At 58.6% G+C, this 23,500-nt stretch carries 23 protein-coding genes; 12 read left to right on the forward strand and 11 right to left on the reverse strand.

What is annotated here, in order from left to right; genetic code table 11:
* Nucleotides 1–21: 21 nt before the first annotated feature.
* Entirely contained in the window at nt 22–771 is a 750-nt protein-coding gene (locus ACP90_RS19430) for an HAD-IIB family hydrolase (RefSeq protein ID WP_062489463.1), read from the reverse strand.
* Nucleotides 768–2,306: a glycosyl hydrolase gene (locus ACP90_RS19435; protein ID WP_062489465.1), complete on the reverse strand. Its 1,539-nt coding sequence runs from the start codon at nt 2,304–2,306 to the stop codon at nt 768–770. The genes ACP90_RS19430 and ACP90_RS19435 overlap by 4 nt, the downstream gene beginning before the upstream one ends.
* Before the next feature lie 279 nt (nt 2,307–2,585).
* Here ACP90_RS19435 and ACP90_RS19440 point away from each other — a divergent pair, with 279 nt between their 5' ends.
* The gene (locus ACP90_RS19440; protein ID WP_208993371.1) at nt 2,586–3,332 is read left to right on the forward strand and encodes a DUF1194 domain-containing protein; all 747 of its coding nucleotides are present in this window, start codon (nt 2,586–2,588) and stop codon (nt 3,330–3,332) included.
* Between the two features lie 8 nt (nt 3,333–3,340).
* Here the strand turns inward: ACP90_RS19440 and ACP90_RS19445 are convergent, their stop codons facing one another.
* Entirely contained in the window at nt 3,341–4,519 is a 1,179-nt protein-coding gene (locus ACP90_RS19445; protein WP_062491790.1) for a phytanoyl-CoA dioxygenase family protein, read from the reverse strand.
* An 83-nt stretch (nt 4,520–4,602) separates the two neighbouring features.
* Here ACP90_RS19445 and ACP90_RS19450 point away from each other — a divergent pair, with 83 nt between their 5' ends.
* A complete protein-coding gene (locus ACP90_RS19450; RefSeq protein ID WP_062489467.1) occupies nt 4,603–5,634 on the forward strand; it encodes a LacI family DNA-binding transcriptional regulator in 1,032 nt (343 codons plus the stop codon).
* Between the two features lie 77 nt (nt 5,635–5,711).
* Here ACP90_RS19450 and ACP90_RS19455 read toward each other — a convergent pair whose 3' ends face one another.
* On the reverse strand, nt 5,712–6,317 hold the full coding sequence (locus ACP90_RS19455; RefSeq protein WP_062489469.1) for a TetR/AcrR family transcriptional regulator: 606 nt from the start codon (nt 6,315–6,317) through the stop codon (nt 5,712–5,714).
* Nucleotides 6,318–6,460: 143 nt separating this feature from the next.
* Here ACP90_RS19455 and ACP90_RS19460 point away from each other — a divergent pair, with 143 nt between their 5' ends.
* Both ACP90_RS19460 and ACP90_RS19465 read left to right on the forward strand, forming a co-directional pair.
* Complete coding sequence (locus tag ACP90_RS19460) at nt 6,461–7,402, forward strand: sterol desaturase family protein (protein ID WP_082809788.1); 942 nt, start codon at nt 6,461–6,463, stop codon at nt 7,400–7,402.
* Nucleotides 7,392–8,444, forward strand: a complete 1,053-nt coding sequence (locus ACP90_RS19465) for an alpha/beta fold hydrolase (RefSeq protein ID WP_062489472.1) — start codon at nt 7,392–7,394, stop codon at nt 8,442–8,444. Before ACP90_RS19460 ends, ACP90_RS19465 begins: the two co-directional genes overlap by 11 nt.
* Before the next feature lie 38 nt (nt 8,445–8,482).
* Here the strand turns inward: ACP90_RS19465 and ACP90_RS19470 are convergent, their stop codons facing one another.
* Complete coding sequence (locus ACP90_RS19470; protein WP_062491793.1) at nt 8,483–9,184, reverse strand: YafY family protein; 702 nt, start codon at nt 9,182–9,184, stop codon at nt 8,483–8,485.
* 42 nt (nt 9,185–9,226) lie between these two features.
* Nucleotides 9,227–9,601: a VOC family protein gene (locus tag ACP90_RS19475; RefSeq protein WP_022997847.1), complete on the reverse strand. Its 375-nt coding sequence runs from the start codon at nt 9,599–9,601 to the stop codon at nt 9,227–9,229.
* Between the two features lie 239 nt (nt 9,602–9,840).
* Between ACP90_RS19475 and ACP90_RS19480 the strand changes: the two genes are divergently transcribed.
* The 5 genes from ACP90_RS19480 (at nt 9,841) to ACP90_RS19500 (ending at nt 14,927) form a co-directional block, all read left to right on the forward strand.
* Nucleotides 9,841–11,082, forward strand: a complete 1,242-nt coding sequence (locus ACP90_RS19480; RefSeq protein ID WP_145915806.1) for a HupE/UreJ family protein — start codon at nt 9,841–9,843, stop codon at nt 11,080–11,082.
* A 232-nt stretch (nt 11,083–11,314) separates the two neighbouring features.
* Entirely contained in the window at nt 11,315–12,874 is a 1,560-nt protein-coding gene (locus ACP90_RS19485) for an EAL domain-containing protein (RefSeq protein WP_062489475.1), read from the forward strand.
* Between the two features lie 167 nt (nt 12,875–13,041).
* Nucleotides 13,042–13,296 carry a YdcH family protein gene (locus ACP90_RS19490; RefSeq protein WP_031268132.1) on the forward strand — a complete coding sequence of 85 codons (255 nt, stop codon included), beginning with the start codon at nt 13,042–13,044 and terminating at the stop codon, nt 13,294–13,296.
* 385 nt (nt 13,297–13,681) lie between these two features.
* Nucleotides 13,682–14,122 (forward strand): hypothetical protein, encoded by a 441-nt coding sequence (locus ACP90_RS19495; protein ID WP_062489477.1) that lies wholly within the window; start codon nt 13,682–13,684, stop codon nt 14,120–14,122.
* Between the two features lie 52 nt (nt 14,123–14,174).
* Nucleotides 14,175–14,927, forward strand: coding sequence for an SDR family oxidoreductase (locus ACP90_RS19500; protein ID WP_062489479.1), 753 nt, complete (start codon nt 14,175–14,177; stop codon nt 14,925–14,927).
* A 7-nt stretch (nt 14,928–14,934) separates the two neighbouring features.
* Here ACP90_RS19500 and ACP90_RS19505 read toward each other — a convergent pair whose 3' ends face one another.
* Together ACP90_RS19505 and ACP90_RS19510 are read right to left on the reverse strand one after the other, a co-directional pair.
* Nucleotides 14,935–15,297: a hypothetical protein gene (locus tag ACP90_RS19505; protein WP_062489481.1), complete on the reverse strand. Its 363-nt coding sequence runs from the start codon at nt 15,295–15,297 to the stop codon at nt 14,935–14,937.
* A gap of 170 nt (nt 15,298–15,467) precedes the next feature.
* A complete protein-coding gene (locus ACP90_RS19510; RefSeq protein WP_062489483.1) occupies nt 15,468–15,893 on the reverse strand; it encodes a secondary thiamine-phosphate synthase enzyme YjbQ in 426 nt (141 codons plus the stop codon).
* A 133-nt stretch (nt 15,894–16,026) separates the two neighbouring features.
* Here ACP90_RS19510 and ACP90_RS19515 point away from each other — a divergent pair, with 133 nt between their 5' ends.
* Nucleotides 16,027–17,325 (forward strand): glycosyltransferase, encoded by a 1,299-nt coding sequence (locus tag ACP90_RS19515; protein ID WP_062489484.1) that lies wholly within the window; start codon nt 16,027–16,029, stop codon nt 17,323–17,325.
* A 25-nt stretch (nt 17,326–17,350) separates the two neighbouring features.
* Here the strand turns inward: ACP90_RS19515 and ACP90_RS19520 are convergent, their stop codons facing one another.
* The gene (locus ACP90_RS19520; protein ID WP_062489486.1) at nt 17,351–18,232 is read right to left on the reverse strand and encodes a LysR family transcriptional regulator; all 882 of its coding nucleotides are present in this window, start codon (nt 18,230–18,232) and stop codon (nt 17,351–17,353) included.
* Between the two features lie 111 nt (nt 18,233–18,343).
* Between ACP90_RS19520 and ACP90_RS19525 the strand changes: the two genes are divergently transcribed.
* Together ACP90_RS19525 and ACP90_RS19530 are read left to right on the forward strand one after the other, a co-directional pair.
* Nucleotides 18,344–18,715, forward strand: coding sequence for a VOC family protein (locus tag ACP90_RS19525; RefSeq protein WP_022997858.1), 372 nt, complete (start codon nt 18,344–18,346; stop codon nt 18,713–18,715).
* Between the two features lie 107 nt (nt 18,716–18,822).
* Nucleotides 18,823–20,454, forward strand: a complete 1,632-nt coding sequence (locus ACP90_RS19530) for an FMN-binding glutamate synthase family protein (protein WP_022997859.1) — start codon at nt 18,823–18,825, stop codon at nt 20,452–20,454.
* A gap of 174 nt (nt 20,455–20,628) precedes the next feature.
* On the opposite strand, the gene ACP90_RS19535 is transcribed toward ACP90_RS19530, so the two are convergent.
* On the reverse strand, nt 20,629–21,477 hold the full coding sequence (locus ACP90_RS19535; protein WP_022997860.1) for a helix-turn-helix transcriptional regulator: 849 nt from the start codon (nt 21,475–21,477) through the stop codon (nt 20,629–20,631).
* A gap of 107 nt (nt 21,478–21,584) precedes the next feature.
* A complete protein-coding gene (locus ACP90_RS19540; RefSeq protein ID WP_062489488.1) occupies nt 21,585–23,468 on the reverse strand; it encodes an ABC transporter ATP-binding protein in 1,884 nt (627 codons plus the stop codon).
* Between the last annotated feature and the right edge of the window lie 32 nt (nt 23,469–23,500).

A 23,500-nucleotide genomic window follows, 5' to 3' on the forward strand; every position in this document is an offset into this window, starting at 1 on the left:
GCAGCCTCTCGAAAGGCCGGATCAGACTGCCGATTGCGGCAGCAGGCCCATTACCGTCAGCCCTTCCAGCACGCCGGCCGCATGGTGGGCGGATGCCAGATAGGTCTTGTGCCGCGGCAGGGTTGATAGAAGTTCCTGGCGGGCATTGCCGACCGCAATTGCCTTGCCCGCTGCTTCGAACAGCGCAAGGTCATTACCGGAATCGCCGGCAGCGATCGTTCGCTCCATCGGAATGCCAAGATGGCTTGCCAGATGGCGCATGGCAGCGTCCTTGCCTGCGCCGGGGGCGAGAATGTCCAGATCACTGGTCCCTGAATAGATGTGCCTGAACGGGATGCCCTCGTCCCGGAGTGCGGCAAGAATCGCGTCCACGCCGTCTTTTCCCGGAACGGCGAAGCTCGCCTTTCCGTCCGTCTGGAACTTGTCGTCGTGCGCATCATACCCCAGTTTCCGGACGATTTTGCGAACTTCCTCGTCAGGCCAGTCGATAAACTGGCTTTGCCAGCTTTCCAGAAAGAAACGGTCCAGACGGATTTCGGTTCCCAAACCGGTGATGATCGCGTCCGGTTCGAAGCCTTCGGGGAAGTAGTCGGCAAGGGTCTGGTCGACACTGGCGGCCGGTCGGCTGGAGTTTAGAGCCAGTTTCAGGTGCGACTTGGCGTTCTTCAACTGATGCCAGAGTCGCTCCAGATCGGCCCGGTTACCGGTCAGGGTGTCATCGATGTCGCTGACCAGAAGCCAGGTATCACTCTTGCCCGTCTCGCCGGTCACCGGCCCTCCCCTTCCTGATCGGGCGCCCTGTGCGTGACGGAATATGCCGGTTCGACCGTGTGCTCCGTTACCGGACGGCTCAATGTTTCAACCACAAGATCCTTCAGGCAGACGGCCGCGCTTTCGGTGTAGAAGCCGATACCGCCTTCGATGAAACTGTCGTCAACCAGCGACAGCACCACATAGCCGTCGATGGAAAACTCGAAGTATAGGCCGTGCGCCACAACCTCGATCTGCCAGGGGCCATGATCGCTGCCCCTGAAATGCGCTTCCTGAAGCGGCTCGTAGCGGAAGGCATGTTCGAATTCAGGTGTCGGGTTTGCCCCCCAAGCTCGCATCTGGGCAATGCCGTTGACGAGATCCAGAGACAGGTAATAACCGTCACCCTCGTCGTTCATCCTCAGCACAAGACCGGTTTTGCCCAGTCCCTCCAGCATGAGCTGTGCCTTGAGGCGGAAATCCTCATGCTTGCCCGGCAGCATGAAAGCTTCGTACCCGCTCTTGCAGCTCAGATGCAGCCCGTCCGGCCGATCGATCGCCGACGCGTGTGTGTTGGAATACAGTGCCTTGCACTGGTAGGACGCAGTCACGACCTGGCGATGCGTCACCAGATCGTTGAAGTCCGAATTCGATTTCAGCTTGAGCCTGCCGGCACTGTCGGTCACCAGTTCCTTCGGAGGCGGCAACAGCTTCTTCACGACCTCGCGCCCGTAGACGTATTCCGTCTTGGAAAAGAAATTGAACAGAAGCAAACGGTCGCTGGTCCGGCAAATACGGCCTGCATAATTGCCCGTCGGCAGGATCACGTTGTCGAAGAAGTTCTGGTATGGCCCCTCAATCGTCTCCGCATACCAGTAGTGGATCTTGGTGTCTTCGCGGATCGATCCCATCAGATAATAGCGGCCGTCGAGACTAAACAGGTTCGGCACTTCGACGTCGTCATAAAGGCCAGGCCGATAAAGAGGTGGCTCGAATGCGAATTTGTCCGGTTTGGTCTCGCGTGCGAGCCCGACGCAGCCGCGACGTATGACCGGCCCTTCCTTGACACGGGCAGAGGCCAGCAGCAGGCGTTCGCCTGTGTCTTCATCGACATAGAAGAACGGATCGCGGAAACTGACCCACTTCCGGCCTTCGTCTACAGTGCTCTCGTAAAGCGGGCCCGGCACCTGCAGGGGATAATTGCCGTGATTGCAGCGTTCCCAGGTGTAGAGATCCTTGGACCGTGCCAGCCCGACCCGCTGCACCCTGCCATATTCCGCCCGCGCAAGTCCGGTGTAGAACATGCGCCACTCGCCCTGCCGATCCGGATCGGGCGTCACATGCATCGTCCAGAGCATGTCATCATCCCATTCGCCCGGTTCACCGACGAAAAGTGCATTCTTGACCCGGCGCCATGTCATGCCGTCCGTGCTGACGGCGTGCGCGATGAAATCGTGATTGGGCAGCACCAGATGGAACAGATGATAGATGCCATCGTGATAAACGACATCGACGTCGCCAATGTCCGACCGCAGAAATCCATGGGATGCATACATGCCCTAACCCTGCCCAGATGTTTCAGCAGGATCAAGAGCCTAAGCCAAAAAATTTGCAGTGCAACATGGCTCGGACGAACAATATCACCCCTTTGCGCATCCTGCCTGATGACTGGCGGCATTTCCGGAGCGATTTGCGGTATGGAACAGAAACAGCCGGATCCCGCCCTTTCAGTTGGCCCGCTGCGCTCGGCTCTATGCCTAGAATATGATCGTTTCTGAGCCAAAAGCGCGTCGTAAAAGCATTCCCTTGTCGCCCCTATCCTCTAGAATGGGTTCATGACGGACTGCTGTTGGATCTCACATACCGACTGCCACCGCGGACAAAGCGCGGCGCGCAAGACGTTGCGTCAGGTCATCGGTCTCTTCTCTTTTCTTTCCTTGCTGCTCCTGCCAGGTCCTGCAGCCGCGTGTTCCCTGTCGCTGGTTCTGGCGATGGACGGTTCGGCCAGCGTCGATGCGCGCGAACACACCTTGCAGCTCAACGGACTGGCGGATGCCCTGAGAGACCCGGACGTCGTTCAGGCAATCGAGGCCGTTGGCGGGATCTGGGTTACAAGTTTCGAATGGAGCGGCCGGTACCAGCAATTACTCCAGCTTGGGTGGAGCCATCTTTCCGATGCGCAAAGCGCTGCGAATGCGGCCGAAACCCTGCGACGCTCACCACGAGGCTACACCGAATTTCCAACCGCCCTCGGTTATGCACTCGGCCATGCGGCAACGCTGATGCGCAAGGCACCCGCGCCTTGTGTTCGTAAGGTCATAGATGTTGCCGGTGATGGCATCAACAACGACGGTTTCGGCCCGGAAAGCGCCTACAGGGCCTTCGATTTCCAAGACGTTACGGTCAACGGTCTGGTGATTTCAGGCGCTGATGAAGCTCCGGTGCGCTACTACCGGACCCATGTCATCAGGGGTCCGGGTGCCTTTGTCGAGGTTGCAGACAGTTATGACGACTACGCCGAGGCAATGAAGCGCAAACTGCTGCGGGAAATCTTCGGCAGCGGCTACGCTTCCCTGCGCTGAAATCAGCTTCAGGCTTGCCGGCGCTCCGCCCGGGCCAAAAGAGCCGCTTCGAAATCCGCTGCCGGCATTCTGTCCTGCAGGGCCCTTAGGAAAAGCTGCTTCTGTGTCTCGGGCGCCAGCCCGCCTACAGGCGGATCCCGGTCCAGATTGGTCGGGAAGGAATATCCTTCCGCACACGCGGAAACAGCCGCCTCCAGTCTGGCACCTGACATTGTTGCCTGTCCGGTTTGCGCCAGAAGCACGGGATAGAGCGCCCGGCACATGGCATCCCGGTCCACACTTTCCATGGCGCGTCCGAAGGCCGAGGACACCTGAAGCAGGTTTGCCATGCGCTGAATATCGGCACTGGAGTTGTCGCCGGCGGCGTGGAACAGTGCCGGGTTGAAGAACACCGCATCGCCCTTGCGCAATGGCATCTGCACGTAATGTTGTTCAAAAAACTCCTTGAATGCCTCCAGCCGGTAGGCAGCGTAGCCCGGACGATAAAGCTGTGAAAACGGCAAGAGCTTCGTGGGACCGCTTTCAATCGGCATGTCTGTATGCGCGACCGCCCCTTGCAGGGTCATGACCTGTGACAGGTCGTGCACATGGGCCGGATAACGTGCGCAGTCTTCTGCTGACTGGAAACCAAGGTGGTAATCCCGATGTGCCTGCTGCGCCTTGCCGCCCGGACGTACAAGATTGACCTGGGCCGTCATCTGGTAGTTCGGCCCGAGCCAGGCTTCACAAACGGCATCGATGGCAGGATTGGCAAAATAGTCCGCGAAGACATCGGGGGCTTCCAGACAGAGTTTCTGCAGTGAGTTCCAGATCCGGTCGTTTGCGCCGGCAGCTGCAAAATGATCCGCACCGCCGCCTGAAGCAGCTTTCTCCTCAGCGATGATCCGGTTGTAGACTTGCGTTGCCCGGTCTATCGGGGTGACATCCTTATATGCTTCCTCCAGCACCAGCACACCCGAGTGCAGCCGCATAACCTGCGCCCACTCTGCCATCAACCGGCTACGGCTTTCGCGGCCGGCGAGAACGGTCTCCAGATCGGCAACCCGGTAGACGGGAATACCGGCAACCACCTTGTAGGCGTGCGGCACGATGCCTGCGTCCAGTTTTTGCGACACAAGTTGCCTGAAGTCCTCGACATCGCAGCTGGTCGCGTTGAAATACGCCAGATGGTCAACCCGTTTGTCCATGATCCCCTCCCAGGTTTTGTTAGCTGCAATGCTAGCAGGATCAGTCTTGATCGGATCGGCATTTTCCATCAAGAATCCATCAAATGACACATCGCTTCCCGATCAAGGAAATCGCCCTTCAGGCAGGTCTCAGCACTGCCACGGTTGACCGCGTGATGAACGGGCGAGCACATGTCAGCCCGCAAACCCGTCGCAGGGTTGAGGATGCGATTGCAGAACTGGAACAACAGGAAGGTCAGCTGGCTGCCAGGGGGCGGCGGCTCTTCTTCGATGTGGTTATGGAAGCGCCGAACAGGTTCAGCAGAGAAGTGCGTCTTGCCTGTGAAAGCGTGCTGACAGATCTGCATCCGATCGCGATCCGCCCCAGGTTCACTTTCACCGAAACCATGTCGGCAGCCGAATGCAGCGCGATTCTGCAGCGGATCGCAAAGCGAGGCAGCCAGGGCATCTGCCTCAAGGTGCGCGATACAGAGGAAGTTCGGCATATGATCGCAGGACTGGCAGACCGCAGAATCCCTGTCGTCACCGTCTTTACCGACCTTCCCGCATCCCGGCGGCTTGCCTATGTTGGCCTGGATAATCGCAGCGCCGGCAAAACCGCAGCCTATCTCATGCACAAGCTCCTGCCGGCAAACGGAACGGTGCTGACGACGCTCAGCCAGCACACCTTTCAGGGCGAGGAGGAACGCTACGAGGGTTTCAGGCAGGAACTGGATCGTCTGCGCCCGGAATGCAGATTGGTGGATGCCAGTGGCGGCGGCGGTCTCAATCCCGAGACACGGCGGGAAGTCGCCGAGAAGTTGGCCTCCTCTCCACCGATTTCCGGCGTCTACTCCATGGGAGGCGGCAACAGGGCCATTTTGCAGGCCTTGTCCGAGGCGGGCCAGATGCCAGGGGTCTATGTCGCGCACGATCTGGACAAGGACAATCTCGAGCTTCTCTGGCAGGAGCAGCTGACGCTGGTGCGTCACCACGACCTGCAGTCAGACATGCACACGGCGTTTCGTCATCTCCTGGCATACCACGGCATTGGCACGTCTCCCTCTGGCGAAACGAGCGATATCCAGGTGGTCACCCCCTTGAACATCCCTTCCAGGTTCAATGAACCAGCCTGACCTGGCAGTGCTGATCTCCACAGCCAAAGCCTGCCGTTCAGCAGAAAACGCGCCAACAGCAGACTGCCAGCAGTTGATCAACCTTGTTTCAGCTCCGTGCCAACTGCGCGTTCGACAAAAGCCAACATGGATTGCCTGAGCTGTTTTCTGGTCGAAACATCTCTGGAAACGGCATTCTGGCCACTGCGTTCGATCAAACCAAGAACCAGTTCGGCCGACGTCGCAGGGTTTTCTTCAGACATCGGCAGGCAGTCGGCAACCGCTTGGACGAGACGGACCCGGGTTTGCTCGAACAGGCCGCCGATCTCGGGATTTCTGAAGGCCTCGGCAACGATTTCCGCGCTCAAAGCGGCATGTGCCGGCGACGAACAGAGATCGAAATACGCCGCTGCAAACTGCAGCAGTCTTTTCATCCGATTTTGTGACGTGTCTTCAAGCCGCCTCAGCAAGGGATCAAGTTCGACAGTTTCCAGTTCCGAGATGGCTGCGATGATCTCGTTCTTGCCCTTGAAGTGATTATAGAGATTGCTGAGGCTGATCCCCGCCTTTCCGGCGATGTCTCGCATGCCGGTCTGGTGAAACCCCTTTTCGATGAAAAGACCCGCAGCCGTTTCGACGATCATCTGCCGACGCTTGGCGGATTTTTCCAGACGGCTGGTGGATTGCGGCCTGGTTTCGGCCATCGGGAATCTCCTGTGGGACGCTACGAAGAAAGACCGTAGCCCGACTTCTTCTTCTGCGCTGTTCATTTCAGGTTCGTTGCCGTCTTGCAATCCTGGGCCGCGCACCCAATTAAAGAACGAACGTTCGTTCTTTGTGAGGTCGCATGTACTCTGATCTGGAACTTCGCCTTCAGGAGGCGGCTGGTGTCTTCAACGGTATTGAAATTCTGGCGCTGGTCTTTCTTCTTGTTTTGGCTTCCGAAACCGTCTGGGACCGGTTTGCCGGCTACCGTCAATCGCTATCTGAAACCGGCGCAAATCTGGTTATAGGTCTTGTCTACGGTCTGTTGGAACGAACCGCATACGGGCTGATCGTCGTGATTGCCGTTTTCCTTGCAGAACCGTTCGCGCTTTGGGACCTGCCCATGAACGGCTTGACATGGGTGCTTGCGATCGTGGTCGCTGATCTGACGTACTACTGGATGCATCGCTGCGAGCACAGGGTACGGCTATTCTGGACCTATCATAGCGTTCATCATTCCTCGCCTGAGTTCAACTTCACGACGGCTCTGCGTCTGGCCTGGACCGAAGCGCTGTTCGAATGGATGTTTTTCATTCCCATGGTGATTGTCGGCTTCGACCCTGTGCAGGTGATCGCAGGACTTGCCGTCGTGGTGGCCTATCAATCGTGGATCCATACCGAAAAGGTCAGACGGCTCGGGTGGCTTGAGAGCATTCTGAACACACCGTCGCATCATCGCGTGCACCACGGCAGCAATCCGGAGTATCTCGACAAGAACTATGGCGGCATCCTGATCGTCTGGGACCGGCTCTTTGGAACCTACACACCCGAGCATGCCAAGGTTGTCTACGGGATCACCGATCCGCTCAACACATCCAATCCGATCACCATCAACTTTCGAGACTTTATTCGTCTTGGCTCAGATGCGCTCAATGCCCCTTCCTTCGCCCAGGCTCTGAAGATGCTCATGAAACCTCCCGGCTGGACACCGACGCGCGATACGGCTCTTCCCGCGGACCAGTCCAACACTCAACTGCAGTCGCCTGCAGGTTCCAGCCAAGGGGAACACCAAGATGAACATTGATCTGCTTCTGGCGACGTTTGCCGGCTATCTGGCGGTCTTCGGACTGAGCGACCGGCCACAGGACCCGAAGGTCCGCGACTACCCCATTGAAACTGTCCGCATCAGAACTGCGTCCGGCACCGCCGTTCTGGATGCCGAGCTGACCTTGCCAAAAGGGAGGGGGCGCGCCCCTGCGGTGGTACTCATCACCGGTTCCGGCCCACAGGACAAGAATGAAGAAATTGCGGGCCACAAACCTTTTCTCGTGCTTTCAGATCACCTGACGAAATCCGGCTATGCCGTGCTGCGTTACGACGACCGCGGCGTGGGCCGGAGCACGGGAGACTTTGCGACAGCAACCCCGCAGGATCTCGCGAGCGACGCAGCCGCCGCGCTTGCCTATGTGAAGTCTCATCCGCGTGTTCTTTCCGAAAAAACCGGATACATCGGCCACTCGGAAGGCGGCTATCTCGCGCCGATCGCGCAGCAGATCGAACCGGCCGCCTTTCATGTTTATCTTGCAGGCCCTGCCCTGCCGCTTGTTCCCGATGTCATGCGCACTCAGGTTCAGGATATCGGGCGTGCGGAAGGCCTGTCCGATGAAGTCATTGCCGGACAGAGCCGCGCGGTGAATGAGATCAGCTCCGCTCTTTTGAAATCCGGAACACCGGCAGAATTACGCGAGGACATCACGAAGGCCTTGAAGAACTCGGGGGCGAGCGGTTCCCAGATCAGGCAAAACCTGGCTGTCTGGGCGACGCCCTGGGCTTCCGCCTACGCGCGGCACGATCCGGTTGCGCAGCTGGCAGGCCTGACCATTCCGGTGCTGGCACTTTTCGGTGAGCACGACTTGCAGGTCTCCGCCAGGGAGAATTCACCTGTCATGCGAAGGGCCCTCACCCACCCGCTCTCGGATGTCAGAACGCTGCCTGGCCTCAATCACCTGTTCCAACCAACGCAAACCGGACGTATCAACGAGTATATCCGGATAGCAACGACCATCGATCCAACCGCATTGCAGGCGATTGCGACATGGCTCGATATGATCGTGCAGGTACCATAAAAACGCGGGAACGGTACCCTGCTCCTGCGGCCAGACCGTCACCCCCCGGTGTTGCCGTAGTTTTCCGCCTCCATGCCCCGGTAGAAATCCTTCAGCGTCTTGCCGGGTTCCAGATCAAACCGGTCTCCCGTCTCCCGCATCTCGGAAATCCGGTCCAGACGGAACATACGGAAGTCCTGGCGCAATTCGCACCAGGCCACCAGCGTCCAAACCTTGCCCCAGAACCACAGGCCGAGAGGGCGGATGGTACGATCGGTCGGCTCACCCTTGCTGTCGCAATACGCCACGAACAAGCGCCTGCGGCCATCGGCAGCCGCTTCCAGAAAATCGATATGGGTCCGGATTTGCGGTGTCATCTCTGGCGCGAACGCGTGGATCTCGACTTCGTTCTGACGCACCCGCATCTTTTCCGGCAGGACGGCGTCGATCTTGATCATCGCCTCTTCGGCGGCCCGGGCCATGGCAGCCCCGCCCCAGGCACGGATCAGACGCGCACCGGCGAGTAGAGCGACAATTTCATCCCGAGTGAACATGAGTGGTGGCAGTTCATAGCCATCCCGCATGATGTAGCCGACACCAGCCGCACCTTCGATCGGCACGCCGGATGCCTGCAAGTCGGCAACATCGCGATAGATGGTGCGTTCGGATACTTCCAGCCATTCGGACAGCTGACGTGCCCGCACGAGCCGGCCGCCGCGCAGGTATTGCACGATCTGGAAAAGGCGGTCGGCGCGTCTCATGATGCCGGCTCCTTGCGAAGCCGACATCCTGTCAGTCTCAAATCAGCGTGCGAACATGCCGATGGAATTTCCGTCCGGGTCGATGCCATAGGCAAAGCGCCCCGCCGGAATGGCAGCCGGATCGGAAATGATCTCTCCCCCCTTGGCAGCGAACCGTTCCATCGTTTCTTCCAGGGTGTCCGGGCAGGCGAGATGAATGGTTGGTCCGGTTCCGTTCTGTGCGGGTTTTCCCGGGTAAAGGTGACCTGCAATCCCACCCTGCTCCTTGGTCGGAAAGATTGCGATCTCATTTGGTCCCATGTCGATGACACGTCTAAGCTCCGTTTTGAAAACGTCGTTATAAAAGCTGACCGCCTTGTCCAGATCGGAGACGGGAATCTCCATCCAGACGTTGAAGTGATCGGGTGCAAAAGTCATGGAAAGTCTCCTCAGGCGCTGTGATGAGGATCACCTTATCAAACCTCTCCTGACAGCATTCTGTCAGGAGAGAGTGACAAACATATATGACGCAAGGGCAAGTAAACACCTGCAAATTTCGTCTCACAGATGAATTCGGAAAAGAGGCTGATGACAATTTGCCGGTACCGCGTTGTCATAGCTAAACTGCATGGGCCGGGACGCAGACCAAGGCGGTGCAACAACCGGAAGGAGAGATCATGAAACGTTGGCAGATGATCCTTTTCAGCCTCTTGCTTCTGCTGACAAACTTCACGCCTGCCTTCGCGCATTTTTCGGAAGGTACCAAGGTGCGCACGCTTCTGGTCTCCCGTGAAGGTGACACGCTTACAGTTTATGTGCGGGTGCCCGCTCCGCTTGTCTTCTCGGATCTCGTCGGTCGCTCGCAGGTCGAACAGGTACCACTGGTCTCGCCATTTCTTCGCCTGGAGCAAAACCCGGACGGTGAGCGCTACCGGGTTGATCTCGGTGCAATCGACAGCAATCGATCTGCCTTTGAAAACCGGCTGCGCAACGCCCTCGTCTTTTCGCAGGCGGGCCTTGCCCTGCCGGTGGAGATCATCGGGTTTACGGTTCACGCCAGTCGACCTGATCAGGACATCGACACAGCTGTTGCCGCCCAATCCGCGTTGAGCGAAGCTTTCCCGAATGAACACCCGCTCTTTGGTACGGCAGTCATCGATTACGCGCTCAGACTGGAAAGCAGCGATCCGACCGGTGTCCTTCAAGTGCAGTCCGGGTACGCTCCCCTGATCCCGGGGCCCGGCATAGCCATCGACAACCACCTGGTCGATGCCCGCCTCACCCCTCCGGTTTCGACCACGGCTCCCGGGCAACTGGAAGAACCTGCGCGGTTCGACGGATCCCGGCTGAGCACGTTTCTGCATTTCATCCACCAGGGCACCCTGCATATTCTGGAGGGCCTCGATCACGTCTTTCTGGTGATTGCGCTGGCTCTGGCCGTCGGGGCAACGCGGAGACTGATTTACCTCGTCACCGCCTTCACGATCGGGCACTCAGTCACGCTGATTGCAACCTTCCTCGGGGCAACACCTTCCTGGCCATGGTTCATCCCGCTGGTGGAGACGGCCATTGCCGCTTCCGTTCTTTATGCGGCCATCGCAGCAATGGTCCGGAAGTCGGGCTCGGTGATCGTCTTCGCCGCGATCGGCCTGTTGCACGGCCTTGGCTTTTCCTTCGTTCTTGCGGACATTCTCGGCCGGGGCGCACCGGATCTCATACCCGCGCTGCTGGCATTCAATCTCGGCATCGAATTTGGCCAGCTGATCATTCTCGCCGTAACGCTCTCCATCGTCCTGCTTGTGCGAAAGACAGCTGAACCCGCCCTGCACCCCTTGCGGCTCGGCGCGCTGTCGGGGATTGCGATCCTGTCGGCCTGGTGGGTCATCGAGCGCCTGCCCGGATTGCTGATTTCGGCCTGACTTGAGGACGCCTCATGGCCATTTCAGGCAAAAAACACCCTAAAAAGACACAAAAAGCCGATTAATCCGTCGGGTTAAGCGCCGTTAATTCTAACAATTGACTTGTTCTTAATCCCGACCGTGCAACTTGGGCGGAATAATAATTGGCAATGAAATGGCTCGTCACGGTACCTCGCCCAATACCCGCCCACTATTAAAAGGCTCTCTTGCAGGCCTCGCGACGGTTGCCGTCATGTTGATTATAGCCTGGGCCGGTGTCGCCTATGACGGGCAAAGCGAACTGCAGAAACAGACGGCAGACCTTCTTGGAATCTGGCAGTCCAACATAGACCGTGGAAACAAGCTCTACGGAGCGCTGGAAAGACTTCCCGAAGACGATTGCAGCGACTCGCATCTGAAAACGCTGAACACGCTCGTCTACAACGACAATCACATTACCAATATCTGGTTTTTTCCGAACGGCGACACGAACGCCGCCTGCTCTTCGAGCTTCGGGCGTTTCGAACCTGCCCACAATTTCGGCCCGCCTGAAAAGGCGCAACTGTTCCGCGATGGCAGGGAGACCTGGTACAGGGTGCCCTTCGACAAGGCCGAGGGTGTCGACAGCGTTACAGTGATCAAGAAGGGCCGCTACGGCGTTTCATTCTACCAGACCGGCAACCTGGCAACGGCCGCCGACGACATGTTCTATGTGTCGAGTGTTGAAGACCCTTACACGGTTCTGTTCCACGCCAATGGAAACGCGGGCCTTCTGAAGCAATACCGCGACAACTACGGTCCGATGTTCGGCAACGTCTATGCACAGGCCTGCGGCGAAGGCGATGTCAGGCTGTGTTACCTGACCATGATCCCTGCCAGCCGGATCATTCAGCAAAATATCGGCCTGCTCGCGATTTTTGCAGTCTTCGGCATCGTCACCGGCGGGCTCGTTTTCCTGAGGGTGAAACGGATCGTGCGTGACCGACATAGCCCGGCCGGGCGGATCCGTCACGCGATCGCCAACGGCGGCAAAGGCTTTGAGCCGCACTACCAGCCCATCTTGTCGCTCGACACGATGAAATGCGAAGGTTGTGAGGTTCTGGCCCGGTTCGAAGATGCCCAGGGCAAGCTTTTCCCGGATGAATTCGTGAACATAATCCAGCAGGAGAACCTGACCTGGGAGTTTACCGAGATCATCATCGCCAAGGCGCTGCGCGACCTGAAACCGCTGCTTGCGGGACGGCCGGGTTTCAAGGTGTCCGTCAATTTCTTCCAGGCGGACCTGGAAGACGAACAGATCCAGTCCGTTATTCAGTCGCCGGTTTTTGCAATGGCGACAGAAGCCGGTCTTTCCCTGTGCTGCGAGATCCTGGAAACCGGGATCCGGTCCGGTACCAGCATTGCAAAATCGCTGGAATACCTGCGCAGCATCGGCTGCCTGATCGCAATTGACGACTTCGGCACCGGCTATTCCAACCTTGCCCAGATCAAGGCGCTCAAGCCCGATCTGGTGAAGATCGACAAGATGTTCGTCGATGATCTCGGCAGCACCACCGACACGGCCCGCGGTGCCTTTGTTCAGGCGATCCTCGGCATTGCTTCTGCACATGGGATGAAAGTCTGTGCGGAGGGTGTCGAGACGATGGACCAGCTCGCGTCCCTCAGGAACCGAGATGTGGATTACGCCCAGGGCTATTTCTTTGCCAAACCGATGCCCATCCGGGACTTCTCCCTCTACCTTCTGGAACAGACCTTGAAGGAAAAGATGCCGACGAGCGGACGCTTGGCAAAGCTCAAACCCGTCAGCGGCTGACGCTCGTTCCAGCGCCGTTCGCCTGCTTTTTCAGGCTTCCAGCCTCGCGTGTGCGCGCAAAACGACGCCGCCACAAAAACTCCGATGCAATTTCGAGCACGATTGATCTGTCTCAAGGTGAATTGAACAGGTTGGCGGCACCTTGTGGTTCTTACAAGGAGGCAAGAATGAGCCACGTGCCACACGAGTTACATGAAGAATTTCCGGAAGCCGCAGACACTTTGCATGCGTTGAAAACAAGTGATGCCCATTTCGCCCGGCTGGCGGATGAATATCACACCGTCAATCGCGAAGTGCACCGCATCGAGACAGATGTGGAGCCGGCATCCGACGATGTCCTGGAAGACCTGAAAAAGAAGAGACTAAATCTGAAAGACCAGATTGCTGCCATCCTGGCGGCAACGGCTAACACCGTGTCCTGAGCCCCTCCTTTTCAGGCCGGTGTTAAAGCCCGCGCCGTCCCCGTCCGACGGCGCGGGCCACCACATGCAACTCTCCAGGACAAGGTCCTGGCCCACCAGGAGCGCAGTGGAGCACATTTCCGGTTTTGGCGACCTTGTCGCCCACACGGTCAGCATACCGACAAAGAGTTGAAAAAAGAAGGCGCCGCAGCTTTTCGTAAAAGCCCGGCGCCAGTCTGGGGAGGAACGACCCTCATCGTTCACCCTACGATGTGGGTCTTCCCGCAAATAGTTGCAAGGCAAGCCTGTGTGAGGCTTGCGTGATCCGGAACCAGCGCTCCCCGACACAGCTTGACCCGCACGCGGGGCTGTTATCTTCTGGGGCGAGTTCATTTCGGATCAGACCATGACCCTTGTTCGCCTCTGCCTGCTTCTACCCCTCTTGTTCTCGTCCACAGCATTTGCCGCCGAACATTGCGTAGATGTTCAGGCGAAACGCGGCTGGCAGCAACTGTCCCTGCCCGGCGGCAAGATCACCGGCGTGCAGTATTCCGGCGGCTGGAGCGTGATTGCCGGCATGTACAAGGCCGTCGGCCCGCGTGGCTATACGGGCGAAGACGCCCGCCGGCTAGGCCCGCTCTATGGCTACAAGTTTGACCAATCCTACGCTTTCGGCGAGATGCTTGTGCGAGATCAGGCGGGCCGCATTGTTCCGTTCGCGGAGTTTGCCGCGCTCGCCGTCAACTCGCGCGATCCGGCCGGAGTCTATGCCTTCCGCATCAATGACAAGGATGTCGCGCTGCCGGACAATGCCGGTTCCATTCGCGTCTGTATTTCAATGCGCTGACCTTCTCAACAGGCCCGCTTCCCCTTCCCTTGCCCTGAACGGATCTCCCCCCATGACCCAGAAAACCATCCTCATCACCGGTGCTGCCCGGGGCATCGGCCTTGCGACGGCAAAGCTCATGCTGAGCCGCGGCTGGCAGGTTGCCATGCTTGACCGGGATGTCGACGAACTCGCGATTGCGTCCGAAGGTCTGGCAGGTGCCGTTCCGTTTATTTGTGACGTTTCCATCGCAGAGCAAGTCGAGGCAACCATCCCTGCCATCTTGCAGAAATTCGGCCAGCTGGATGCCGTCGTGAACAATGCCGGCGTCGCCGAATTCGGCCCGATAGAGGAGACGGATTTTGCCATGTGGCGGCGGGTCATGGAGACCAATCTGGACGGCGTGTTTCTGGTTTCTCAAGCTGTCGTTCCCGCTTTGAAGAAAACCCGTGGCGCCATCGTCAACATCGCCTCCATTTCCGGCCTGCGCGCGTCAACGTTGCGGGTTGCCTATGGAACCTCCAAGGCCGCCGTCATCCAGCTCACCAAGCAACAGGCAGCGGAACTTGGCGAATACGGCATTCGCGCCAACTGTGTCTGCCCGGGCCCCGTGCGCACCAAGCTGGCGATGGCGGTGCACAGCCAGGACATCATCGATGCCTATCACGACGCGATCCCGCTCAACCGCTATGGCTCGGAAACGGAAATTGGCGAAGTAATCGCCTTTCTATGCTCCGAGCAGGCGAGTTACGTCACCGGGCAGGTGATTGCTTCCGATGGTGGTTTTGAAAGCACCGGGGTTGGCCTTCCGGCACTTCGCAAGTAAGTGAGCGTCACTCGACTTTCAGGAAGACACAACGCTGCATAACAGGCCGGTTTGCGGACTTGCGGGAACAATCTTCTTTCCGGAATGCGCCCTCAGGCCGGTATTTGTCCATGACCGCGTCCAGGCGATCATTGGTGATGGCAGCGTTGGCCCTTTGCAGGCACGGCAGCAGCAGCGCCTTGTTCGCCCGTTGCTGGGCACCGCTGGGATATTTGCCCGGCTCCGGATTGACGGGTTTGAAACACTCGATGAAGACCGCCTCCTCGATACCGAGGTCTGCCGCGACCCTGTCGGTCGGGCGGTTCGGGTCGTTATCGGCAAAGGCGGGACCAACCAGGAACAATGCGGCAAGGAAAAGGGTGGTGCGCATCTGACTATCTCCCTGAAACTCAACCGACTTCCGGTTTTCTGAGACGGATTTCCGGATCATGCAACCACTCTACAGGCTTCAATTTTTCAGGATGTGATAGTCGTCACAAATTTTCCGAAAGCGTCTTTTTTCTCAATCACGGTCATCAATCGCGCTGACAAAACATCCGATTAGCTGTCAGGCAGAAAATGAGCGGCGATCTGACGCTGATGGGCTCGGGTCCGATGTTCGAACAGATAAATTCCCTGCCAGGTTCCAAGCGCCATGCGCCCTGCCGAGACGGGAATGGAAAGCGAAACCGGCATCATCGCCGCCTTGATATGGGCAGGCATATCGTCCGGCCCCTCCAGGGTATGCACCAGATAATTCATGGAAGGGTGATCTGCGGGCGGAACCAGGCGTTCGAAAAACGCCTTCAGATCGCGCTGCACATCCGGATCCGCATTCTCCTGGATCAGCAAAGAACACGAAGTGTGGCGAACGAACAGTGTGAGCAAGCCGTCTTCCGCACCCGATTCTGCAAGCCATTCAGCCACCGACGAGGTGAATTCGTAAAGGCCCTGCCCGCGGGTGCCAATTGCGAATCTGGTTTGCATCGATTCCTCCGAGGACCATTTGCCACTTCGCACTGGCTTAGGCGATCCACGCTACGGTTGCAATTGCAGCTGCGGGCCGCCATCTGAGGGAAGCCTACCGAAGCCCCGCCAGATTTTCCGAACCGAGGCCCTGATGCCAACTCCCCGAAAGAAGATCCTCATTGCCTCTCTGGGCACGCGCGGAGACGTTCAGCCCTATGTTGCCCTGGCACGCGACCTGGCAAAGATGGGCGCCGACGTCGTGGTGACGACGGGAGAAGGTTTCGATGACATGATCACCGCCGCCGGTGCCCGGTCACGGCCGGTTCCACTCGATTATCAAGCTCTTTTGCAAAATGAGGACATTCAGGCTGCGCTGTTCACGTTGAAGGGCAAAATCCGTGCAGCCCGCAAGAATATCGATCTGCAGAAGGAAGCCGCCCGGCGCCTCTGGCAGATCGGCATGCAGGAAAAACCGGACCTTATCCTGTTCAATCTCAAGGCAACTGTCCTGACACTTGTGGCGCGTCATCTCGACGTACCCGCCCTGCCGACAGCGCTTCAGCCGGTGAGCGCGGCAACGGGTTCCTTTCCGCTACCGCTTTTCGGGTTGCCCGACCTCGGACCCTTCCTGAATCGGCAAAGTTATGCCATCGGTCGCTCTCTGATGCGGCTGGGTATCGCGCCGCTCGCAAAGGCCGTCCGCGCGGAAGCGGGGACGAAGGATGCGCCTGCCCATTCGCGCGATCTGATGGACGGCCATATGCCCGGCGGAGGATCGCCGCTGTCCCTTCAGGCTTTTTCCCGGGGTCTCGTGCCAACACCACCAGACTGGCCGGAGAACAACTGGGCCTGCGGCTATTGGCTGACCGAACCTGATCCGAACTACGTTCCGCCGGAAGATCTGGCTTCGTTTCTGGAAAACGGCCCGGAGCCGATCTATCTGGGCTTTGGCTCCATGCCGAGCAGGAACCCGGCAAAGCTGACAGAAACCGTGCTTGCAGCCCTGGAACAAACCGGCCAACGTGCGATCCTGGCGACGGGCTGGGGAGGATTGTCCGGGCAAAGCCTGCCGCGGACACTTTCAGGCCGCGTCTTCCTGCTGGATAAAGCACCTCATAGCTGGCTTTTCCCGCGTTGCGCGGCAATCGTTCACCACGGTGGTGCCGGCACCACCCACGAAGCCCTGCGCTGGGGCAAACCTTCGCTGGTCTGTCCCGTCTTCGGCGATCAGCCCTTCTGGGGTGCGCAGGTTCACAAGATCGGAGCCGGGCCTGCACCGATCCGGCAAAAGTCGCTCACTCCTTCGAAACTCGCCCGGGCGCTGATGCAGCTCGAAGACCCTGTGTATCGTGTCGGAGCCAAACGGGTGGCAGACATCATGGCAAGCGAACCGGGTGCGCGAGGTACGGCAGAACGGCTCCTGTCGATGATCGGCGCTGACAGGATCTGATTAGACTATGTCGTCTAAAACCAAGCTACGTATCTGAAAAGGCGGCTTCGGCCCCGAAGGCTGTTGCCAGAAACCGCGTCATGCAGGCGACCCGTTCGACAGAGCGAAGGTCGGGATGGGTCAGTACCCAGAGCTCATTTGCTGGTACGTCATTGGTGAGGGCCAGTTTCTGCAAGCCGCCTTGTGCGACATCCACCGGAACGAGACATATCCCCAACCCCTTGCGCGCCAATGCAGCCATGGTCATCAGATCATCGCTTCGAACCGCGATCCTGTCGCGATGCGTCCTGTCCATCTGTTGGAAGCCAGGCCGCTGGGATAGCAGTCCGCTTGCGCCAATCAGGTCATGTGTTGTGAGATCGGCCGAATTCGACGGCGCGTCCTTGCGCTCCAGATAGGTCTGGCTTGCGAAATAGGCCCAGGGAATATCTGCGACCTTGCGTCCGATCAGGTGTTCGGGCGGAGATGACGTGACCCGCAGGGCAATCTCCGCAGCCCTGCTGGACATGTTGATCTCCTCGTTGGAAGTCAGCAGCTCAACGGTGATGTCGGGAAACCGGGCTCTGAAGTCGCCTAGGTAGCCAGGAAGGAAATGGGCTGCGAAACTTGCGGGGGCCGTCAATCGAATTCGCCCCTTCAAAGCCAGATCCGCCCCGGATATCCGCCGGTCGATGTCCTCCATGGCAACGACAACAGACTGCGCCAGACCCAGAATTTCGGCACCAGCCTCGGTCGGCCTGTAACGGCCCTTCACCTTTTCGAACAATCTGGAGCCAAGCTGCTCTTCCAGAGAACGGATGTGCCTGAACGCCGTGGCATGGCTGATTGCGAGCTTTTCAGCAGCCTTGCCGAGACTGCTGGTCTCGGCGACCGCGTGAAACGTTCGAAGGTAGTTCCAATCCATCATGTTCTTTCAAATTTGAAAACTTCCACCTTAAATCTGCCTATTCCAAACATTTTTGCAAACACCTAAATCCATCACGCCGGCACCGCACACACCAATTTTCAGGAGAAAATCATGATCGGATATACGTCTTTGGGAACCAACGACCTGAAGCGGTCAGCAGCGTTTTACGACGCATTGCTGGCGGAACTCGGCGCACAGCGGCTGATGGAGTTCGATGACTTCATCGTCTGGGCGAACCAGCCGACCACGTCAGCCTTTTCCGTGCATATTCCTTATGACGGCAAACAGGCGACCGTCGGCAATGGCGTCATGGTCGCATTGTCCGCCCAGAACCGGGCACAGGTCGATGCGGTCTACCGTAAAGCCATAGAGCTTGGCGCAGCGGACGAAGGCAAGCCCGGCCAGCGCGCCGACAACGGCTTTTATGCCGCCTATTTTCGGGACCTGGACGGCAACAAGCTGAACGTGCACCACATGGTCTGAGTTCAAATCGCTTCCATGCAAGAGCGATCAACAGTGTTGATCGCTCTTTCCTTTTTGGCCGCAGCCTGACACAACTAGACAGCCCGCCGAATAGGAGTCACCCGTCCGTGTTTCCCGCCCGCTATACCGTTTTCATTCTTTGTATCGTACTTGCCCTGGTTGCACTTGTCCTGACGTTTGCCCTCAGCGGCTACTTCGTCTGGCCATTTCTGGTTTTTGCAGTGCTCTCGGCGATCGGTTATCTCGATGTCCGCCAGACCCGACATGCGATCCTGCGCAACTATCCTGTTTCCGGTCATTTCCGTTTCCTGTTCGAAGCGATCCGGCCGGAACTGCGCCAGTATTTCTTTGAAAGCAATCAGGACGGCAGACCGTTTTCGCGGGAGCGGCGCTCCATGGTTTATGACCGGGCGAAGGATATCGAGGATGTTCTGCCGTTCGGTACAGAACTTGACGTCTACGACACTTCCTATGGCTGGGTGAACCATTCGATCTGTCCCAAACCGCACAACCATGAAGACATGCGCGTGACGATTGGCGGACCGGACTGCAAACAGCCTTATTCGGCTTCCCTCTACAACATTTCGGCCATGAGCTTTGGCTCACTCTCCGGCAATGCCATTCTGGCTTTGAACAAGGGTGCCAAGGCAGGCGGTTTCTATCACGACACCGGGGAAGGCAGCGTTTCGCGCTATCACCGGCAAGGTGGTGGCGACCTGGTCTGGGAACTTGGCAGCGGCTATTTCGGCTGCCGCGCGGACGATGGCACTTTCGATGCCGAAAAGTTCGCCAAGCAGGCTGTCGAACCGCAGATCAAGATGATCGAAATCAAGATGAGCCAGGGGGCCAAGCCTGGTCATGGCGGTGTGCTGCCCGGACCGAAAGTGACGGAAGAAATCGCCGAAGCTCGCGGCGTTCCGATCGGCACCGACTGCATATCACCTGCCTCTCATTCCGCTTTCTCAACCCCGGTTGAACTGCTGCATTTCATCGTTCAGTTGCGGGAGCTCTCAGGTGGCAAGCCCGTCGGCTTCAAGCTGTGCATCGGTCATCGCTGGGAATTCATGGCCATCGTCAAGGCCATGCTGAAGACCGGCATCAAGCCGGATTTCATCGTGGTCGACGGCGCAGAAGGCGGGACAGGCGCCGCACCGGTGGAATTTGCCAACAGGCTGGGAACACCTCTGCGCCAGGGTCTGACCTTCGTACACAACTGCCTGGTTGGCACGGGTCTTCGCGAAGATATCCGGATCGGTGCCGCCGGCAAACTGATCAGCGCATTCGACATTGCAGGGGCGCTGGCTTTGGGCGCCGACTGGGTCAACTCTGCGCGCGGCTTCATGTTCGCAGTCGGCTGCATCCAGTCCCAGAGCTGCCACACCAATCGTTGCCCCACCGGCGTCGCCACGCAGGATCCCAAGCGCCAGCAGGCCCTGGTTGTTCCCGACAAGGCGCAGCGCGTCGCGAATTTTCATCGCAACACGCTGAAGTCCCTTCGGGATTTTTCCGCCGCTGCCGGGCTCAGCCATCCGCGCGAGTTCAAGCCGGAACATTTCTACCTGCACGAAGGTCTTCGCGAAATCATGCCGGCCAGCGTCGCGCTGTCCTGGTTGAAGAAGGGGGCCCTCCTTGAAAAGTCGCACAACATTCCGGGCTACTCGACCTATTGGGAAATGGCGGAAGCTGAAAGCTTTCACCCGGCCAAGTCGGTGGAAGCTGCAAAGTCCGCCCACGCCTAGGCATAAAACGTCAGCGGGGGCCTTGCGTCGTCCTTCAAGGTGAAGGTTTCCGGGAAACAGGCTTTCTCGATACGCACCCCTGCTGCTGATCGACCCAACCGGGCCACGCCTGCGGCTCACATGATATCCATGGCTGCAAGGTGACCAAGTCTTGCAGCTAAAAACGAACAGACGTCAGTCGAGTTGGCGCGCCAGTTGAACGGCAAAATCACCTGCCTCATGCGAGCGGATGACCGCGTGGCGAACGAGATCGTCAAAGTGGCTGGAGAAGAGCTGGACGTGGCGCGTGTTGGAAAACGCCAGGTAGCGCTGCCCGAGGTAGAGTGCCGCCCATTTCTGCCCGAAGACCGTGAAAGGTGCGGAGAACCGGTCGGTCGCGCCGAAGAGATGCAGACGCAGCGAGGGGTAAAGCTCGCTCAAGGTAAGCCCCATGACCTCCAGCTGTTCGCGACGCAGGTCAACCGGAAGCCCCTGCCATAGCCCCTCCCCGCGCGCAAAGCCTTCCAGCGCCTCTTTCGACAGGGCGATTTCCATGTCGGATTCCGCCCGGCTGAGGAGTGCCCTCTGATCCCTGGTGCCGGTTATGGCCTGGTCGGCGGTGCGCAACGTTTCGCCGGAGTATTCGAAAGCCAGAACAGCTTCGGTCTTGAGGACATCCGGCAGGTTGGCGGGTACATGCCTGATCTTCGCCCCGACCGCATCGCGATACCAGGCGAGCAGATGTTCATCGACCGGGTGCCGCTCGGTCTCGGCCACCTGAACTGCCTGATCCAGGATCTCGGCCGCGGCCCCGCGGTGGGTGGAAAGACCAAGCAACCAGTCGGAAGAAACGCTGAGCGCGGTCGCAATGGCAGCCAATGCCTGCCCGTTTGGCAGACGGGGTGCATCTTCCGACAACAGCTGGGAAACGGTTGACCGGTCGAGCCCGGCACCGCGTGCCAGATCCGATCGGTTCATATCCCGGCTGCGCAAGGCATCCGACAGGCGTTCGCGAAAAAGTACGGCGCGGTCTCTCTTGTCCATGAGAGGAGTATTGTCAGCCGGATTTCGGAAAATCAACACAAGCTGACATTTTCCCGAAGCACCAGCCTGTGGGAAGCTCACGCAAGCAAGGTGCTTTTCACCAGACCCTATTCAGCAGCGCTGAGCGCCAGGAAACCACCTGATTGACGTTCCCAAAGCGCAGCATAAAGACCACCGGAGGCAAGCAGCTCGCGGTGCGTACCTTCTTCCGCAATCCGGCCTTGATCCATCACCACGAGCCGGTCCATTGCGGCAATGGTCGACAGACGGTGGGCAACGGCCAGTGTGGTGCGCCCTTCCATCATGCGGGTTAGGTTCTGCTGAATGGCAAGCTCGGCTTCACTATCGAGGGCAGAGGTTGCCTCGTCGAGGATCAGGATCGGCGCATCTTTCAAAAGCACCCTGGCGATCGTGATACGTTGGCGCTGACCGCCGGATAGTTTGACACCGCGATCGCCCACATGGGCATCCAGCCCCGTCCGGCCCTTGCTGTCCTTCTGCTCCTCAATGAAATCGAGCGCTTCGGCAGCACGGGCAACCGCACGGATCTCGTCGTCGGTGGCTTCCGGCCTGCCATAGCGAATGTTGTCGCGGATCGACCGGTTCAAAAGGGAGATGTCCTGGGTGACAACGCCGATCCGGCTGCGCAGAGATGCCTGGGTGACATCGCGCACGTCCTGCCCGTCGATCGAAATCCGGCCTTCGGTCACGTCCCGCAAGCGCATCAGCAAAGACACAGCGGTCGATTTGCCGGCGCCGGACAGGCCAACCAGACCGACACGCTCGCCCGGCTTGATTGTCAGGTTGAACTTGTCCAGGACCGGCTTGCGGTCGCTCTGATAGGCAAAGGACACGTTGTCGAAGCGGATTTCCCCGGCGCTGACATTCAGCTCGCCGGCATCCGGCGGGTCGATGATTGCCGGCCGGCTCGTCATGATCGGCATGGCATCGCGGATCGTACCGAGCGTGCTGGTGATCGACTGTCCGATCCCTATGAAGCTGGATGAAGCGTGGGACAGCGAGCGTGTGACGGTCAGCCCGGCGACAAAGTCGCCGATTGAGACCCACCCCTTCATCATGCCCCAGAAGCCAATGACCACCACAGCCAGGATCAGCAGCACGTTCAGAAAATAGACGCCGCTGTCGGTCAGGATATAGGACCGGTTCTCGCTGTGCCTGGTGTCGATTGTTTCGCCGATGACCTTGCGAATGGCACCGGCTTCCGAATCTTCCGCCGCAAACAGTTTGACCATCGCGATGTTGGAATAGACGTCTGTCATCGCGCCGGTGGCTTTGGAATTTGCCGCTGCCACCTTGGCAGAACGCTGCAGATAGGCCGGGATCGCCAACCAGGCGACGAGGATATTCGCGCAGATCCAGAACAATACCGGAATGGCCAGCGGCCAGGCCATGGCCAGAAGCAGCAGGAACGATCCGCCAAACTGAATGACCAGATACGGAACCGTCTCGATGGACAGCATCATCTGACGGTGAACCGACATGGTGACCTGGGCAATGCGGGAGGCAACCTGACCTGCGAAAGTGTCCTCGAAGAAAGCCAGGTCCTGTGCTTCCACGGCCTTGTGTGCCTGCCAGCGCATTGCCGCCGGCAGAAGAATGCGCACGGTCTGGAAGGCAAAGGTCTGGCGCAGGAGAAAGGCGAGCGGATCAATAATCACGAAGAGGAGGAAGAAACCGGCCAGGATGGTGAGGTTGTCTTTCAGAAACGCCTGCGCCCCTGCCTCGGTCACACCGTCGACCACGAAAGCTATTGCCCAGATGCCCGCAAGACCCAGCCCGGAGGAGATCATCGCCAGGCAGGAAACGATTACCAGTTGCCAGCGGAACATCATCGCGAAATGCCAGACCAGCTTCAGCGGCCCTTCATCCGGAAGAGGCGTGACAGGCAGTTCCAGCGGTTTGATGTGGGTTTCGAACGGATGGAAATACCGGTCGATGAGCCGCGCAAGCAGCGGCCTGGCGATTGACACGCAAAACACTCCTCGACTGGACCAGCGCCTGA

It is taken from the genome of Labrenzia sp. CP4 (assembly GCF_001579905.1).
Classification (GTDB): Bacteria; Pseudomonadota; Alphaproteobacteria; order Rhizobiales; family Stappiaceae; genus Roseibium; species Roseibium algicola.